This is a genomic window from Bacteroides sp. 11BF (assembly GCF_019633765.1).
In the GTDB taxonomy this organism is placed as follows: Bacteria; Bacteroidota; Bacteroidia; order Bacteroidales; family Bacteroidaceae; genus Bacteroides; species Bacteroides hominis.
The window spans coordinates 71542-88016 of the sequence record NZ_JAFKPJ010000003.1 but is presented as its reverse complement, the minus strand read 5'-3'; the positions used below and the strand labels follow the sequence as shown (position 1 = coordinate 88016).

17 protein-coding genes are annotated in these 16475 nt (G+C 37.2%); 1 reads left to right on the top strand and 16 read right to left on the bottom strand.

What is annotated here, in order from left to right; all coding sequences use genetic code 11:
* Positions 1-20 precede the first annotated feature (20 nt).
* Positions 21-1235: a tetratricopeptide repeat protein gene (locus JZY04_RS03725; RefSeq protein WP_122142138.1), complete on the top strand. Its 1215-nt coding sequence runs from the start codon at positions 21-23 to the stop codon at positions 1233-1235.
* A 223-nt stretch (positions 1236-1458) separates the two neighbouring features.
* On the opposite strand, the gene JZY04_RS03720 is transcribed toward JZY04_RS03725, so the two are convergent.
* The 16 genes from JZY04_RS03720 to rpmG form a co-directional block, all read right to left on the bottom strand.
* Positions 1459-2580 carry a universal stress protein gene (locus tag JZY04_RS03720; protein WP_022011368.1) on the bottom strand — a complete coding sequence of 374 codons (1122 nt, stop codon included), beginning with the start codon at positions 2578-2580 and terminating at the stop codon, positions 1459-1461.
* Positions 2581-2660: 80 nt separating this feature from the next.
* Positions 2661-2945, bottom strand: a complete 285-nt coding sequence (locus tag JZY04_RS03715; RefSeq protein ID WP_005777873.1) for a hypothetical protein — start codon at positions 2943-2945, stop codon at positions 2661-2663.
* Positions 2946-3155: 210 nt separating this feature from the next.
* Positions 3156-3992, bottom strand: a complete 837-nt coding sequence (locus JZY04_RS03710; protein WP_122142139.1) for a tetratricopeptide repeat protein — start codon at positions 3990-3992, stop codon at positions 3156-3158.
* A gap of 18 nt (positions 3993-4010) precedes the next feature.
* Complete coding sequence (locus JZY04_RS03705; protein WP_181996312.1) at positions 4011-5834, bottom strand: BatD family protein; 1824 nt, start codon at positions 5832-5834, stop codon at positions 4011-4013.
* 35 nt (positions 5835-5869) lie between these two features.
* Positions 5870-6580: a tetratricopeptide repeat protein gene (locus JZY04_RS03700; protein ID WP_005806280.1), complete on the bottom strand. Its 711-nt coding sequence runs from the start codon at positions 6578-6580 to the stop codon at positions 5870-5872.
* 8 nt (positions 6581-6588) lie between these two features.
* Entirely contained in the window at positions 6589-7614 is a 1026-nt protein-coding gene (locus JZY04_RS03695) for a VWA domain-containing protein (protein WP_005777880.1), read from the bottom strand.
* 13 nt (positions 7615-7627) lie between these two features.
* Positions 7628-8611, bottom strand: coding sequence for a VWA domain-containing protein (locus tag JZY04_RS03690; protein ID WP_005820348.1), 984 nt, complete (start codon positions 8609-8611; stop codon positions 7628-7630).
* Positions 8612-8662: 51 nt separating this feature from the next.
* Entirely contained in the window at positions 8663-9736 is a 1074-nt protein-coding gene (locus JZY04_RS03685) for a hypothetical protein (protein WP_122142142.1), read from the bottom strand.
* Positions 9737-9744: 8 nt separating this feature from the next.
* Positions 9745-10614, bottom strand: coding sequence for a DUF58 domain-containing protein (locus JZY04_RS03680; RefSeq protein WP_005806284.1), 870 nt, complete (start codon positions 10612-10614; stop codon positions 9745-9747).
* Between the two features lie 56 nt (positions 10615-10670).
* Complete coding sequence (locus tag JZY04_RS03675; protein WP_005777888.1) at positions 10671-11666, bottom strand: MoxR family ATPase; 996 nt, start codon at positions 11664-11666, stop codon at positions 10671-10673.
* A gap of 241 nt (positions 11667-11907) precedes the next feature.
* Positions 11908-13323, bottom strand: coding sequence for an HU family DNA-binding protein (locus tag JZY04_RS03670; RefSeq protein ID WP_122142143.1), 1416 nt, complete (start codon positions 13321-13323; stop codon positions 11908-11910).
* The gene (locus JZY04_RS03665) at positions 13316-13606 is read right to left on the bottom strand and encodes an HU family DNA-binding protein (protein WP_005777892.1); all 291 of its coding nucleotides are present in this window, start codon (positions 13604-13606) and stop codon (positions 13316-13318) included. Before JZY04_RS03665 ends, JZY04_RS03670 begins: the two co-directional genes overlap by 8 nt.
* A 75-nt stretch (positions 13607-13681) precedes the next feature.
* Complete coding sequence (rimO, locus tag JZY04_RS03660; protein ID WP_122142144.1) at positions 13682-14980, bottom strand: 30S ribosomal protein S12 methylthiotransferase RimO; 1299 nt, start codon at positions 14978-14980, stop codon at positions 13682-13684.
* Positions 14977-15936, bottom strand: coding sequence for a signal recognition particle-docking protein FtsY (ftsY, locus tag JZY04_RS03655; protein ID WP_022011375.1), 960 nt, complete (start codon positions 15934-15936; stop codon positions 14977-14979). Before ftsY ends, rimO begins: the two co-directional genes overlap by 4 nt.
* Positions 15937-16086: 150 nt before the next feature.
* The gene (locus tag JZY04_RS03650) at positions 16087-16245 is read right to left on the bottom strand and encodes a DUF4295 domain-containing protein (RefSeq protein ID WP_005777897.1); all 159 of its coding nucleotides are present in this window, start codon (positions 16243-16245) and stop codon (positions 16087-16089) included.
* A gap of 19 nt (positions 16246-16264) precedes the next feature.
* On the bottom strand, positions 16265-16453 hold the full coding sequence (gene rpmG / locus JZY04_RS03645; protein ID WP_002560155.1) for a 50S ribosomal protein L33: 189 nt from the start codon (positions 16451-16453) through the stop codon (positions 16265-16267).
* Positions 16454-16475 lie beyond the last annotated feature (22 nt).

Genomic DNA, 16475 nt, shown 5'->3' with positions numbered 1-16475 from the left:
TAATTAATCAAACAACAATCATGAAAAGAGTATTATTTTCAATGGTCTTACTGATGGCTGTAAGTTTTGCTTTCGCTCAAGAAAAGAATGTGAAAGAAGCGAAAAGTATTGCCGGTGAAGTAAAACCTGACTTCGCAAAAGCTGAACAGCTGATTAATGAAGCACTAACCAATCCTGAAACAAAGGATAATGCAGCTACTTGGGATGTAGCTGGTTATATCCAAAAAAGAATCAATGAAAAGGAGATGGAAAATGCTTATCTGAGAAAACCCTATGATACATTGAAGGTATACAACAGTGTACTGAATATGTATAATTATTTTGTTAAATGTGACGAATTGGCACAGATTCCCAATGAAAAGGGTAAGATTAAAAACAAATATAGAAGTGCCAACTCAAAAACAATCCTGGCAGAACGTCCCAATTTAATTAATGGTGGCATTCAGTATTTTAACCTAAACCAAAACGAAGAAGCATTAAAATTCTTTGCTGCTTACGTAGATGCAGCTACACTGCCTATGTTAGAAAAAGAAAATCTACTGGAAAAAGACACTATCTTACCGCAAGTAGCATATTATGCTACTTTGGCTGCCGATAGAGTAGGCGATAAGGATGCTGTCATGAAATATGCTCAATATGCCTTGAAAGATAAAGAAAATGGCCAATTCGCAATGCAGTTGTTAACAGACGCTTATAAAGCTAAAGGCGATACTGCCAAATGGGTAGAGAAGTTGCAGGAAGGTATCGTTAAATTCCCTGAAAATCAATATTTCTTTGCTAATCTGGTTGATTATTATAGTAGCTCTAACCAGAATGACAAAGCAATGCAGTTTGCTGATGACATGTTGGCTAAAGACCCTAACAACAAATTATATTTGTATGTAAAAGCGTATTTGTATCATAATATGAAAGATTATGAGAAAGCAATTGAATTCTATAAGAAGACTCTTGATGTAGACCCTACATATGCAGAAGCATGCTCAAATTTAGGATTAGTATATCTGCTACAGGCTCAAGACTATGCTGATAAAGCACCAACAGATATTAATGATCCGAATTATGCTACAGCACAAGCCAATATCAAAAAATTCTACGAGGAAGCTAAACCGTATTACGAAAAAGCAAGAGAACTAAAACCTGATCAGAAAGATTTGTGGCTGCAAGGTCTTTATAGAGTTTATTATAACTTAAATATGGGACCGGAATTTGAAGCTATAGAGAAACTGATGAATTAATCTCACTGATGGATTAATCAGAGATATAAATTACAAAACTGTCTTTAAAAAGAGGTATCACAAGTTAAAGTGATACCTCTTTATTTTTCCAGAAAAATATAAGAAATTAGTGTATTTATCATTATCAAAAAGGCAACTTACTTAAGTATAGTAAGTTGCCTTTTTCTATTAAACATAATGGTTATTATTCCATTATTTTAAATCGTGCATTTTGAGAGCTTGATCATCCATTAATAACTAAGAGCGGTGTATCAGAATGAAATATCATCTTACGAGCTATGCCTGGATTAAATAAACGAGAAAATATATTCCGCTTATAAGAAGTTAATGTAATAATATCAATCTGATTTGTTTTAATGTAGTTTTCTAAACTATTCAGAAAATCATTACTCATTACCACATCATAATGAATTTCAAGATCCGGGTATTGCTTCTGGAAATAGTCTTTAATGCCTGCCAGTTTTATCTCATTCCATGTATCTTTTACATCTGATAAGTGAATAAGAGAAACAGAAAAATGAAATGGATCAAGTCCATTGATAAATGAATCAAAAGCAATCAAATCACGCTGATCAAAGTTTGTCATAAAAGCTATCCGTTTCACTTCATTAAAACTATTAAATGGAGTATTCTCAGGGATAGCCAATACTGTAGTATGACTACGTTCTATCACTTCAGCGGTTACACTACCAATAAGATCAATATCTTTTTGATTTTTACCACGTGTACCCATTATAATGATTCTAGGACGATGTTCTTTATTATACCGTAATATTTCTTCCTCAGGAATGCCTTCTCGTAACACACAGGTATATTTCACATCAGGGAATTCGCCTGACGCTACCTTTTGTTTTATTTTCTCTGATAAAGCATTCAAATCATCATGAACTTTATGCAACACATTCTTTACGGTCTCTTCATCGCTAATCTGATAATTAAATACATCACCATATGGCAGTGATGAAGCATAAATTGGTGTAAAGTAAACATGTAATAGTATTACCTCCGCATCATAAGATTTCGCGAAATTAAAGCCAAATTCACAAGCCTTCATCGAATAATTAGAGAAATCGACTGGAATAAGTACCTTTTTAGTACGGTGTTCTACTTTAGGCGCCTTCTCTCCCACTATACTTTCAGCAAGCCAAGCTGAACTTTCTGTGATTTTTAAAGCACGAGGCAAGTCGCTTTCTTTAATACGCAAACGCACACCAGATGACACAACCGGTTGTATTTGGTTAACATTGTGAATATACGTCTCTATACCCTCATTTTCAAGAACATTCTTCAATATCTGAGCTTTTGTATAAGTCAGAATAGCTAAAGTTACTAATTTGTCTTCCATAATTCGTTTGTTTTATTGAATTTAACAAATAAGAAATCCCAATTGTTTTTGCCAATTGGGATTCTGACTTTATCTTTTATTTAAGCCTGCATAGCTTCGGTAGCTTCTTCTTTTCTCATATTCAATTCATCCAATATCCTTAATGCCCGATCAAGCACAGTGGTATCATCAATCATAACCAATCCACCATCCGGACCAGGCTCAAGATGTATTCCGACACTTTTCCCCTCCTTAAAGTTATGACCACCAAAAAAATTTCTCACCGTGTCGACGTTTAAATTTAGTTCGTCGGCTATTCTATGCATGCTACCGCTAGGCAATGAATCTTTAATTTTACGAAGTTCATTAAATGTTATTGTTCTCATGTCTCATAAATTTAATGGTTAATACTACGTGACTATATTATCACGCTATAAACTTAAGGAAAAAAAAAGATAAAACAAAAAAAAAGTGCTTCTTTTTTCGCTAAAACAATCTAAATCAATAGTAACTTCTTATAATACAATAAAGTCCCTCTTCAATAGATCCAATACTATTAAAGAGGGACTTTGATAAAATATTTATAGATTCTATTCTCAAATAATTTCAATCGAACTAACCGGTACCCATCCTACCTTTCCATCTTCAAGACGAATTTCTTTCCAGTCTTTCATAGAGCTATCTTTAATATCAACTTTATGCCCTTCATGAAGAATAAACAAACTAGTACCATTCTCACTGGGTGTACTCCTAACCGTAACACTTGGATTCATTATGATTGCACTATCCCGATGCAATAATTCTTCTTTTTGCTTAGAAGCAAAAACATTGGCCATTACAACAACTATTAGAAAGACTATGCCTGTAATAAATCCCACTTTCTTCAACACCACTTGTTTTGAGAATATAAAGAAATAGAGAGATACGATTAGCAACAGGAAGCTCACAATACCCCATACAGCCCATGCATCTACGCTCATACTATTAATCAATGCTTTGGTCCACGTCACAAAGAACACCTCGGGCACAGCTTCCACCTTGTCAACAGTCTTACCACGAGCTATCTCTAAATTAGCACGAATATCTCCGTTACCAGGTTGAAGTAATAATGCTCTTTCATAATTTAAGATAGCCTTTGCTATCTCATTGACTTTATAATAGCTATTTCCAAGATTATAATATACATCAGCTGCATCTCCTTTACGTAATAGTGATTCATAAATTTGAATTGCAGATGCAAAATCATTTCTTATATAAGCACTGTCGCCTTCAGATTTCGTAGCATCCTCTAATTTAGAACTGGAAAACTCTGTATTACGAATATTGACAGAATCTCCTTCCATCCTCTGAGTAGAATCTGTTACTAATGAATCCTGCCCGAAAGAAGTCACTGCCACTAACAAGCCCAAAGTAAAAAACAATATTTTTTTCATGACTTTATCTTCTCTAATTTAGCGTTTTATTGAATTCTCCATCTTACTAACCACTTCCAACGATGATGAATAAACCTTATCCATAGCTTGGCTTTCATCTCCCGGCGCAAAACGTGCAAACTCACACTCATTCAGAGCAGCCAAGAAATCTTTTATCAACTCGTCACTGACTCCATGATTTCTAAGTTTATCTTCCACATTATCTTTTGACAAACGAGAAACCGGAATATTAAGTTTATCACTAATATACCCCCACAAAGCTTTGAGTACTTCATCATAAAATGCTTCTTTCTTATTCTCTGCAAGCAATTTTCCAGCCAACTTCATTCGTCTTGCAGCTACTTTATTAGCTTTCTTTGTACGCATCTTAGCTACATTTGCATTTTCTGCAGCTTGCTTACGGTAAACTATGAAGAATATGATAAATACAACAGCAGGAATAATGTAAAATAGCCAATAAATTAAAGAACCGAATAAAAGACTATCTTTTGGCTGAAGCTTAACATCATTCAATTTTATATAGCGAATGTCTTCACCTAATATTTTCAGATCCTCTTTATTAGTAAAGTTTGCAATAACCTGATCTGCATTTCCTGCCCCTTTTTCCACTTTGACTTCATAATCTTCAGTACTCAGTGTTTTATAAGACTTTGACTTTATATCAAAATAACTGAAAGAAACTCCCGGAATCTTATAAACTCCAGCATGTCTCGGAATGGCAAGATATTCAATAACCTTACTTCCTGAAAGTCCTTCTTGGGTCAAACGAACTTTACTGTCCATCTTCGGTTCATATACATCAAAATCCTCCGGGAATTTTATTTCCGGGTTGGCTATTAATTTCAAGTTACCAGTTCCTGAAATTACCAGCTTTACCGTTATAGCATCATTCGTCTTCACTTCTTTAGAATTAATAGAAGAAGTGATGCTAAACTCCCCTACTCCTCCAGAAAAGTTAGCGGGTTTACCAGCAGGCAACGGAGTTACATTAATTGTGATTTTGGGTGTCACGATTACCTTACTCACATTTACATAATTGCTACCACCATTAAAAAAAGCATCAAATGGATCATCAGATTGTACAGCTTTCGCGATAGTAGCATCAAAACGTGCAGGTTCAATCGTCAGCTTTCCGGATTGTTGAGGAAATAATACAAATTGACGATATACAGTCGTAAAATAATTCCTTCCCTTATAATGTTCCTGTGACCATTTAGCATTAGCCGGCATTTCTATTTCTTGAGAATGGAATCCCTTAAAATCAGGTAGTTTCACATTCTCAAATCGAAGTTGGGACTCACGAGTATAAATTTTAAAAGTTAAAAGGAAAGCCTCCTGCTCATATACATTAGTCTTATTGGCTGTAGCAGTAATAAGCAGATCCTGATTGGAAGCGGAAGAGGATGTCCCAGTTGGGCTACTTGATGACGAAGCGCTACTACCGCCAGTATTTCCTCCAGCTTTATCGGGAGGAAGAACCTTTATTTTTACCGAATTAGAAACCATCTGATTTCCATCTGCCGTAATCGTAGCACCCGGAATAGAATATTCTCCTTCAGCCGTAGCCATCAGAATATAAGTAAAAGTAATACTATTATTGGTAACCCCATTAATCGATTGCATACGTTGCGAACGATTAGGTCCCATTAATACATCAAACCCTTTTATAGAAGGCACACGAAAATCCCTTACTTTTATCGTATTTACTGTATACGATAACCTAAACTGGTCACCCACTACTACAGCATCAGGTGCAGATGCAGTAAATACTACCTTCCCATCAGCCCACGCCTGTGTAGTCACCGCTACCAGTGTAATCAATAAGAAAATCAATTTTCTCATTTCCTCTGAAGTTTTTATCATCAATTATTTTATTATTACCAATCCTTCTCTAAACGTCTTCCCTGAAGAGTCTGCTGCTTCTTCACTTTATCTTGAACACCTTTTTCATCTTGCATTACAGAATTAAGCAACTGCTCTGCATTTTCCTTAGACATTTCATTGTCGTTTTTCTCAGATTTAGGAGGTTGCTGTTGCTGTTTATCCTTATTTTGATCATTTTGCTTATTCTGATCTTTATTATCTTGTTGCTTTTGCTGATCATCTTTATTCTGATCCTGATTTTGGTCTTGGTTCTGTTGATTTTGCTGTTGATCTTTCAACAACTTTTGAGCCAATGCCAAGTTATAACGGGTTTCATCATCTTTCGGATTATTTCTCAAAGACATCTTATATGCTTCAACCGCTTTCTGATAATCTTTACCAGACTGGAATAATACTCCCATATTATGATAAATCTGTCCCAACTTGGCCTTATCTTTTTCTATTTGAGTTGCAGCTACATATTGCTCCATCGCATCTTTAAACTTTTGCTGTTGCGACAACGTATTACCCAAATTATACATAGAAACAATTGATTTGGGATTCACCTCTAATGCTTTTCGGTAATTAACCTCAGCATCCACAAAAACACTGTCCTTAAAAAGACGATTGCCTTTACGGATATAATCACGCTCAGCCTTTTGTGCAAATGTACCCAGAGAGAGGGATAGCAACAGAGCGAATAATATATATTTACTTCTTGACATACACATTATTACTTATTAGAAAACAACCGAATGTTTTTAAATAATGGATTTTTACGATCTAAAATCAACATCTCTACCAATAATAAAAGCAATATCATCCAAGCAATTACTTGGAATTGTTCATTATATTCTGTATAAACCTTAGACTCAACATCTGATTTAGCCATCTTATTAATTTCTTGATTAATAGCCTTTTGCGCAGAATTTGAGTTATCTACACGAACATAAATCCCATTCCCGACCTTTGCAATTTCCTGACACATAGCCTCATTCAAACGGGTCACAATTACATTGCCTTCACGATCACGGCGAAAATCGTTACTACCTTCAATTGGAATAGGAGCACCATCGGGCAAACCAACTCCCAAAACGTTCACTTGAATACCTTTTTTGGCAGCTTCTTTAGCAGCTTCAACAGCCCCACCTTCATGGTTCTCACCATCGGTAATCACTACAATAGCACGTCCTACTCCTTCTTGTGGAGTAAAGCTGCGAGCTGCCAGACTGATCGCTGCACCAATAGCTGTACCTTGTTTAGATATTAACGAAGGATTAATAGATTCCAGAAACATCTTAGCGGAAATATAATCACTCGTTATTGGCAACTGAGTAAAAGCATCTCCCGCAAATACAATCATACCCACTTTGTCATTCTCCATACCATCCACTAATTTAGATATAAGCCTCTTAGCTTTTTCCAAACGACTTGGCTGAACATCTTGTGCAAGCATAGAGTTAGAAATGTCCAATGCAATCATAACCTCTACTCCTTTACGCTTTACAGTTTCAAGTTTAGAGCCGAATTGTGGACGGGCTAACAATACCGCAAACAGACCTATGGCGGTAAATACCAACCAGAACTTTACATCGGGACGATATTTAGATACATCAGGCATCAGTTGTGCCATCAATACCGGATCCCCGAATTTACGAATAGCTTTCCTCCTTCTATAGTTAGAAAAAAGATAGAAGGCTACCAACAATGGTAGCAACAACAACAAATATAAATATGCAGGTTCTTCAAATCGAAACATCTTTCTATCTATTTTATGGTATCTTCTTCAATATTGAGTTACGTAACAGTAGTTCAAGCAGTACACATAAGAAAGCGGCCAGCGCAAACCAACGATATTCTTCCTGACGCTTACTATACTCTTTCACGTTCAATTTCGTTTTCTCCAATTTATCAATCTCTTCATAAACCTCTTTCAATTTCGAATTGCTGGTAGCACGAAAATAGTTCCCATCCGTAATACCTGCTATTTGAGTAAGGGTTTTTTCATCAATTTCAACCGGCGTATTAATATACTGTACTGTTCCCCCAACCGGTACCGGATAAGGAGCCATACCATTTGTTCCCACACCAATAGTATAAACACGTATACCAAAACTTTTTGCTATTTCAGCAGCTGTCAATGGAGAAATATCTCCTTTATTATTTGTACCATCTGTCAGCAAAATAATCACTTTTGATTTTGCTTTACTATCTTTCAGCCTAGTTACTGCATTAGCAATTCCCATTCCCACTGCTGTCCCATCCTCAATAATATCGCACTTAATACCTTGAAATAGATTCAGTAATACAGCATGATCTACCGTTAAAGGACACTGAGTAAAACTTTCACCGGCAAAAAGCGTAATACCTATATTATCATTCGGACGGCCATTAATAAATTCCGCAGCTACATCTTTAGCAGCCTCCAATCTATTAGGCTTCAAGTCTTCTGCCAACATACTGGTAGATACATCGATAGCTAACATAATATCAATACCTTCGATTTCGCTGTTTTGCCAGCTATTGGTTGTTTGAGGGCGTGCCAAAACCAAGATGATCAATATTAGAGTAATGATGCGCAAACCAAAAGGTACATGCAGCAAATAGTTCCTATAACTTTTCGGTGCATGTGCATATACACGTGCATCAGAAATCTGAAGAGTCGGCTCCGTCTTCTTCCGTTTCATTATATACCACACAATATATGGTATAAGCAACAGCAGCAAAAACAAATATTCAATATTGGCAAAAACCATTCTATTTACAATTTACTATTTCTTATTTTATATGATAAAAGTAAAAACCTATTACGCAAACAGATTATAGAGTTGTAACCCTATATATACAAAGGTTCCAATAAGAGCAGCCGACAAAAATACAATACCACATATCAGTAATATCTTTGTACGCAAAGACCTTTTCTCTATAATGGTGATTTCAGTAGGCTGTGGCTTCAGGTTCTCTTCTTCCGGTTGTTTGGTTTCATTAATAAAATCAATTGCATTAATTAAATTCGCATCATTTTCGTTCATTTGCGGATCATGCTTAGCGAATTTAACCAAATCGGCTGTCTGGAATAAATATTTTAAATCTGATATAGCTTCTTTATCATTAAATTCAAGCAATTTATCTATAATTTCAGATGAAGTCATTTCCAATGCATTAAAACCAAATCGATTCTTAATATATGTGCGAAGAGCATCTGTCAATTCCGTATAATATTCCTTCGGTTGTCCCTTTTGCCATATCTTCTCTGTCTTAATACGCTCTATCTCTTTCATTGCCAGTTGATGTGGAGGCAACTTAGGCTCAACCTTTATTTTACGAATAATAGGCTTATTATCACGGATGCGAACAATCAAATAAATGAGCAATCCTAACAGTGGTAATGCTAAAAAAGAGCAACTAATCAAGCCATACCAATCTTCCCATGCAAAAGGAGCCTTCATAACGGTCTTCTGACCAAAAAACTGATCAGGATGCAAAGTATCCACAGGCATTGAGTACACTTTCAATGCCAATGCTTTCGATTTATACTCTTTATTATCGATCTTCACACCCATAGGAGGAATATAATATAAAGCTGAATCAAAAGAAGTTACCGTATACTCCTGGGTAATTAACATTCTCTGGCGATCATTTAAATACTGTGTATCAGGTTTAGCAGTTTCCACAATTTCCACCCCACGTACCAGCGTATCTGTAAATACCGGAAAAACAGCTTTCTGCTTCACATCCATCGCTACTTGTAACTGCACTTTTGCCTGTTCTCCTATTAGAATTTGCAAAGAGTCTATTTTAGCATCGACAGTCACAGACTGTGCAGCAATTCTGCCAGAAACCAGAAATAACAATACTATCAGAAATATATTTTTATTCATCTTTCCTGTTAATTTCGTTTAGCAAATAAATTCAGTAACGCTTTCACGTAATCCTGATCAGTACGTACCGAAACAGAATCAACATTACTTTTGGTAAACGTTTCGTCTAACTCAGTTTGTTTATTTACCCACCATTCATGATGCGCCTTACGCACTCCGGCCGAAGATGTGTCTATCCACTGTTCATGTCCGGTTTCCGCATCTTTAATCCGCATCAAACCTACTGCCGGTAACTCAGCTACTCTCCTGTCATATACTTGAATAGCGACAACATCATGTTTCCTATTGGCTATGGTCATTGCATTCTTAAAGCTTTCCTGATCTATAAAATCGGATAAAATGAAAGCTGTACAACGTCTTTTCATGACATTCGTCAGATATTCCAGAGCAAGGCGAATATTTGTACGACGACTTTCGGGCTTAAAATCAATCAGTTCACGAATAATGTACAGAATGTGTTTACGCCCTTTCTTGGGAGGAATAAATTTTTCTATTCTGTCTGAAAAGAAAATAACTCCGATCTTATCGTTATTCTGAATAGCAGAAAATGCGAGAGTAGCTGCAATTTCTGTTACCATATCCTTCTTCAGCTGTTTTACGGTGCCAAATTCCAAACTACCGGAAACATCCACCATCAACATCACCGTCAGTTCGCGCTCTTCCTCAAACACCTTCACAAAAGGTTTGTTAAAACGCGCTGTCACATTCCAGTCAATGTCACGTATATCATCACCAAACTGATATTCACGCACCTCAGAAAAAGCCATACCTCTACCTTTGAAGGCCGAATGGTACTGTCCTGCAAAAATATTGTTCGACAATCCACGCGTCTTTATTTCAATCCGACGAACTTTTTTTAGAATTTCACTTGTTTCCATCTATTTAATTGAGAATTGAAAGTTGGTAATTGAGGATTATTCATTCTCAATTAAAATTAAGGCACTTCTATCTTATTCAATATTTTACTTACAATTTCATCAGAAGTTACATTGCTGGCTTCCGCTTCATATGTCAATCCGATACGATGCCGGAGGACATCATGTGCAACAGCACGTACATCTTCCGGAATCACATAGCCACGACGTTTAATAAATGCATAAGTACGTGCAGCCAAAGCCAGATTAATGGAAGCACGAGGTGAACCACCGAATCCAATCATATCTTTCAGCTCTTTCAAATCATATTTTTCGGGATAACGTGTAGCAAATACGATGTCTACAATATAACGTTCAATCTTTTCATCCAGATAAACCTGGCGTACTACTTTACGGGCTTCAATTATTTCTTCTGCCTTCAAAATAGGTTTCACATTGAATTTCTCTCCATTAATGTTTTGGCGAATAATTAATTTCTCCTCTTCCTGCTTCGGATAATCAATAATCACCTTAAGCATAAAACGGTCTACCTGAGCTTCCGGAAGCGGATATGTACCTTCCTGCTCAATCGGGTTCTGTGTAGCTAACACAAGGAATGGCTCAGGCAACAAGAATGTCTCTTTACCAATGGTCACCTGACGTTCCTGCATTGCTTCAAGCAGGGCACTCTGCACTTTGGCAGGCGCACGGTTTATTTCATCGGCCAATACAAAATTAGCAAAAATCGGACCTTTTTTCACTTGAAAGGTTTCATCTTTCTGACTGTAAACCATAGTACCTACAACATCGGCAGGCAACAAATCAGGCGTAAACTGTATGCGGCTGTATTTTGCATCGATCAACGAAGCCAATGTCTTGATTGCCAATGTTTTTGCCAATCCTGGTACACCCTCAAGCAATACATGCCCGTCAGAAAGTAGCCCGATTAACAGTGACTCTACCAAATGTTTCTGACCCACAATGATCTGGTCCATGCCTGTTGTAAGATTGGTAACGAAAGCACTCTGTCTTTCAATCCGCTCGTTCAATTCGCGGATGTCAATTGATTCAGCCATAAATACTAATTATTTTATTGTTTAATTTCTTACTTATAATATAAATGAAACCTATGTTGTAAGGCTTTTTAATTTCGATTCCAAAAGTACACTATATCTTTAACCATTCCAACTAATTTTTATTAAAAAACAATGCGAAGTCTTTAGATTAAGGTACTTTCATACGCTTTTGTATTTGTATAACATAAACACGGCACCCGGATGTATACAAGTTTATACACCCGGGTGCCATACAAAGCCGTTACTTTTTAACAAGTTCCGGTATTTTAAGTACAGTACCATATGGCACACTATTCGGATTCTTAATCACTCCCTGATTATGCTTAACAATATAAGGCCACAAATCTTTTGTACCATAGAAGCGTAAAGAGACCTTGGTTAAAGTCTCCCCCTCTTTCATCATATAGGTAGTCTTAGTACCGGTAATTATGTAATTTACAGAATCCGGCTTAACAGGTATTGACACCACCTTCTTAGTAACCTTTTCCTGAGAAACCGATTTACTCTCCGATACTTTATCCGTTTTCACCGACACAGGTTTAGGATTCACTACCTGTTGTTTATCCTGCATTTTTACCACCACTTCGGCTATAGTATCTGTTTTCATAACAGTATCTAACGGGACTTCCTTTATAGGCTCTTTTTTCTCCACCGCTTCAATTACGGTTGATTGCATTTCTTCTTTAGAAAACAAATCCGGATAATAAACAAAAACCAGAGCCGCACCACAAAGCAGCATAACAACCGCTATGATAGTTACCAAATAAGGGACAGGAGACTTCTCTTTTTTGAATTTAATTTCTTTTTGGGGGTGCCTCTCCTTTCTCATAGGAACAATCGGAACTTCTGTTTTCTGAATCTCCCGAGCAATTATTTCTTCTGCAGTCAGTTTAGGAGCCTCGCCTTCTTCTATTTCTTTTTCCGCCTGCTCTTGTTCTTCCTCGAATCCTTCGTCAGTCTTATCTGGTTTAATGTCTTCCGATACTTCATCAACAGATAATCCTTCTATTTCTATAATAGTCTTTGTGCCCGTATCCTTGCAGGTTTCCTTTTCAACTTCTTCTGGCACATCAACCATTCGACCTCCAATTTCTATATTTTCCGTTTTTTTCGTATCCTCCTCAATATCCCCAGTAGTAGTCTCAGCATTCTCAGTGCTTTGCTCCGGCATACCCTCCGATTCTACTGTTTCTATCTGCTCTGCTGCCTCTATAGGCTCTGTTTCAATCTGCTTTTTCCCTGAGACATCCTCCATAAACTGTACCCCTTCTACTCCAGACACATCCACCGGATCTCCCTCCAATTCCTCTATCGGCGTATCTTCCAATACAGTATTCTCATTCAGTACAACCGTCTCAAAATGAGAAAAAGGCCTATTAATAATATCCCGCAAAGAAGGATCAGGAGTAAAAGAAATCTTTGTATGTCCTTCTATCTTAATTCGTTCGCCTGTATTGATATTTACACTTTCACGGCTATTAACCCCTATCAGTTTAAATGTTCCCAGCCCCTTGATTTTCACGTACTGATCATTCTCCAGAGCCTGTTCTATCAACAGAAAAAACTCCCGAACAAAAACATCGGCATCTTTTTGAGGGACCCCATGCCTGCTAACCAGTAAATCAACAAGATTCTGTATAGTCAACCTTTCATTCATACGGAAATGCTTCTTTAAACTTATCCTTTAAGATTGGACTTGGCTTGAATGCCAACACCAGTTTGGGTGGAACCAACAAGCGTAGTCTGGTGACAGGATTGATGACAATACGCTCAGCCTTCTTTTTTACTTCAAAAGCACCAAATCCCTGTATTCCTATAGCATTACCTTCCTGCAGCTCCTGAATGATGTCAGACAGCAGAGTAGTTATCAAGTCAGAAGTATCTTTTGTATTATATCCTAACCTGCGCGAAAGTTCTGAAGTAAATTCTTTGTTATTCAAAATACTACAATTTTAAAAGTGTGTTGCTATATTAGTCAATCCGAATGAAAAAAACAAATTCTTAGGGAAATATCTTTAGATAACTTTCGCAAAAAGATCGAATTCATCGGAATCAATCACCTCTATTTGATAAAAGTTACCAACCCTCAGACTATCTCCCTCGCACTTTATTAATACCTCAGGATCTACTTCCGGAGAATCAAATTCAGTGCGCCCAACATAATAATCACCCTCTATACGATCAATGATAACTTTCATTTGCCACCCCACCTTAGATGCACTAAGTTCAGCAGAAATCCCCTGTTGAATATCCATCAGTTCATCCAAGCGGGCCTGTTTCACTTCTTGAGGAATAGAATCTTCATAATTAGCTGCCGCATACGTGCCCTCTTCCTCTGAATAAGCAAAAGCTCCCATTCTATCGAAACGGACTTTACGAACAAACTCTTTCAATTCCTCAAAATCCTCTTCTGTTTCACCCGGATGCCCCACCATCAACGTTGTACGTAAATGAATACCGGGAACTTCTTTACGAAACTGTTCAATTAACCGATAGGTGTCTTCTTTGGTCACATGACGCTGCATACGTTGCAACATGTTATCACTAATATGTTGCAATGCTATATCCATGTATTTGCATACATTATCCCGTTCACGCATCACTCTAAACAAGTCTTCAGGAAAATGTGCCGGGTATGCATAGTGTAAACGTATCCATTCCACACCCGGAATCTCAGAAACACGCTCAATCAATTCCGGGAGCATTTGTTTCTTGTATAAATCGACTCCATAGTAAGTCAACTCCTGGGCAATCACCTGAAACTCTTTCACACCATTGGAAACCAAGTATCTCACTTCGTCCAAGATCTCTTCCATGGGACGAGACACATGACGTCCTGTAATGATTGGTATAGCGCAATAAGAACATTTACGGTCACACCCCTCTGATATTTTCAGATAAGCATAATGTTTAGGGGTAGTTAGCGTACGTTCAATATGAAGTTCGTCATGGTAGGCTTTTCCCAAGTCCTGCAACAACTCTTTCCAGTTGAATTTACCATAAAACTTATCAACCTGAGGAATTTCAATCGCCAATTCTTTTAAATAGCGTTCCGAAAGACAGCCCATAACAAAAAGTTTTTCCAGATTTCCTTCTTCTTTTTCCTGGGCAAATTCCAGAATCATATTAATTGATTCTTCTTTCGCATCACCGATGAAACCGCAGGTATTGATAACTGCTATTTCTCCTGTCGGTTTTTCCGAGTCATGGGTAACATCATATCCGGCTTCTTCCAACTGACGCATCAACTGTTCCGAATCCACCAAATTCTTAGAGCACCCTAATGTTATAATATCTATAGTTTTTCTTTTCATGCATTCTCTCCAAATAAGGAGTCTACAAATTCTTTCTTGCGGAAAACCTGCAGGTCTTCCATACCTTCACCCAATCCAATATATTTCACCGGAATCTTAAACTGATCTGAAATTCCGATAACAACGCCTCCCTTTGCCGTTCCGTCCAGTTTTGTTATAGCCATGGCAGTCACCTCTGTAGCCAACGTGAATTGTTTAGCCTGCTCAAAGGCATTCTGCCCGGTTGAACCATCAAGCACCAGCAACACCTCATTCGGAGCATCAGGTACCACCTTCTTCATTACATTCTTAATCTTCGTCAGTTCATTCATCAAACCGACCTTATTGTGTAGGCGTCCTGCTGTATCTATAATCACAACATCCGCATCATTAGCAACGGCCGAGCTTAATGTATCAAATGCAACCGAAGCGGGATCAGCACCCATTTTTTGTTTTATTACCGGTACCCCTACTCTATCTCCCCAAATTACAAGCTGTTCTACAGCTGCTGCACGAAATGTATCGGCCGCACCCAAGTAAACAGATTTACCAGCTTTCTTGAATTGATAAGCAAGTTTACCAATGGTAGTTGTTTTACCAACCCCATTCACACCCACTACCATAATGACATAAGGCTTTTTCTCTACCGGAACATCGAAATCAGCAACATCATCCGAATTATTCTCAGTCAACAATGCTGCAATTTCTTCACGCAGAATTGAGTTTAGCTCTTGTGTATTTACATATTTATCTTCTGCCGCACGTTTTTCAATACGTTTAATGATATTAAGAGTAGTCTCTACTCCCACATCCGATGTGATAAGCACCTCTTCCAGATTATCCAGCACTTCATCATCCACCTTCGACTTGCCGGCTACCGCACGGGCAATCTTGCTGAATACACTTTCTTTGGTTTTAGATAATCCTTTATCTAAAGTTTCCTTCTTTTCCTTTGAGAAAAAACTAAAAAATCCCATGATTACAATTATTTGTATAATACATTATGCTACAAAGATATAATAAAACTGGCGTAAAGTAAAAATTGAAGCGAATAAAATTGGCAAAAAAAATCCCCTCAATGAATATCAGTGAGAGGATTTTTCAGGTTGCAATCTAATGCAACCGGCTTATTTCTTAAAAAAGTCTTGTACTTTTTCGTTAGGAACCATTTGTTCATCAAAAATGTAAGCTCCAGTCTTCGGAGATTTAACCATTTTGATAACCTTAGTATAAGCACGACCTTCTTTAGATCCTTCGTGCAAACTTGCTACTGTTTTCTTTGCCATGGGTTATACTCTTTCTTTTTTATTTAATTTCTTTGTGTACTGTTACTCTCTTCAGAATCGGGTTGTATTTTTTCAACTCAAGTCTTTCTGTAGTATTCTTTCTGTTCTTAGTTGTGATATAACGAGATGTTCCCGGCATACCGCTATCTTTGTGTTCTGTGCATTCCAGAATCACCTGAACTCTATTACCTTTTGCTTTCTTTGCCATAATCAGTTTCTCCTCTTACGTT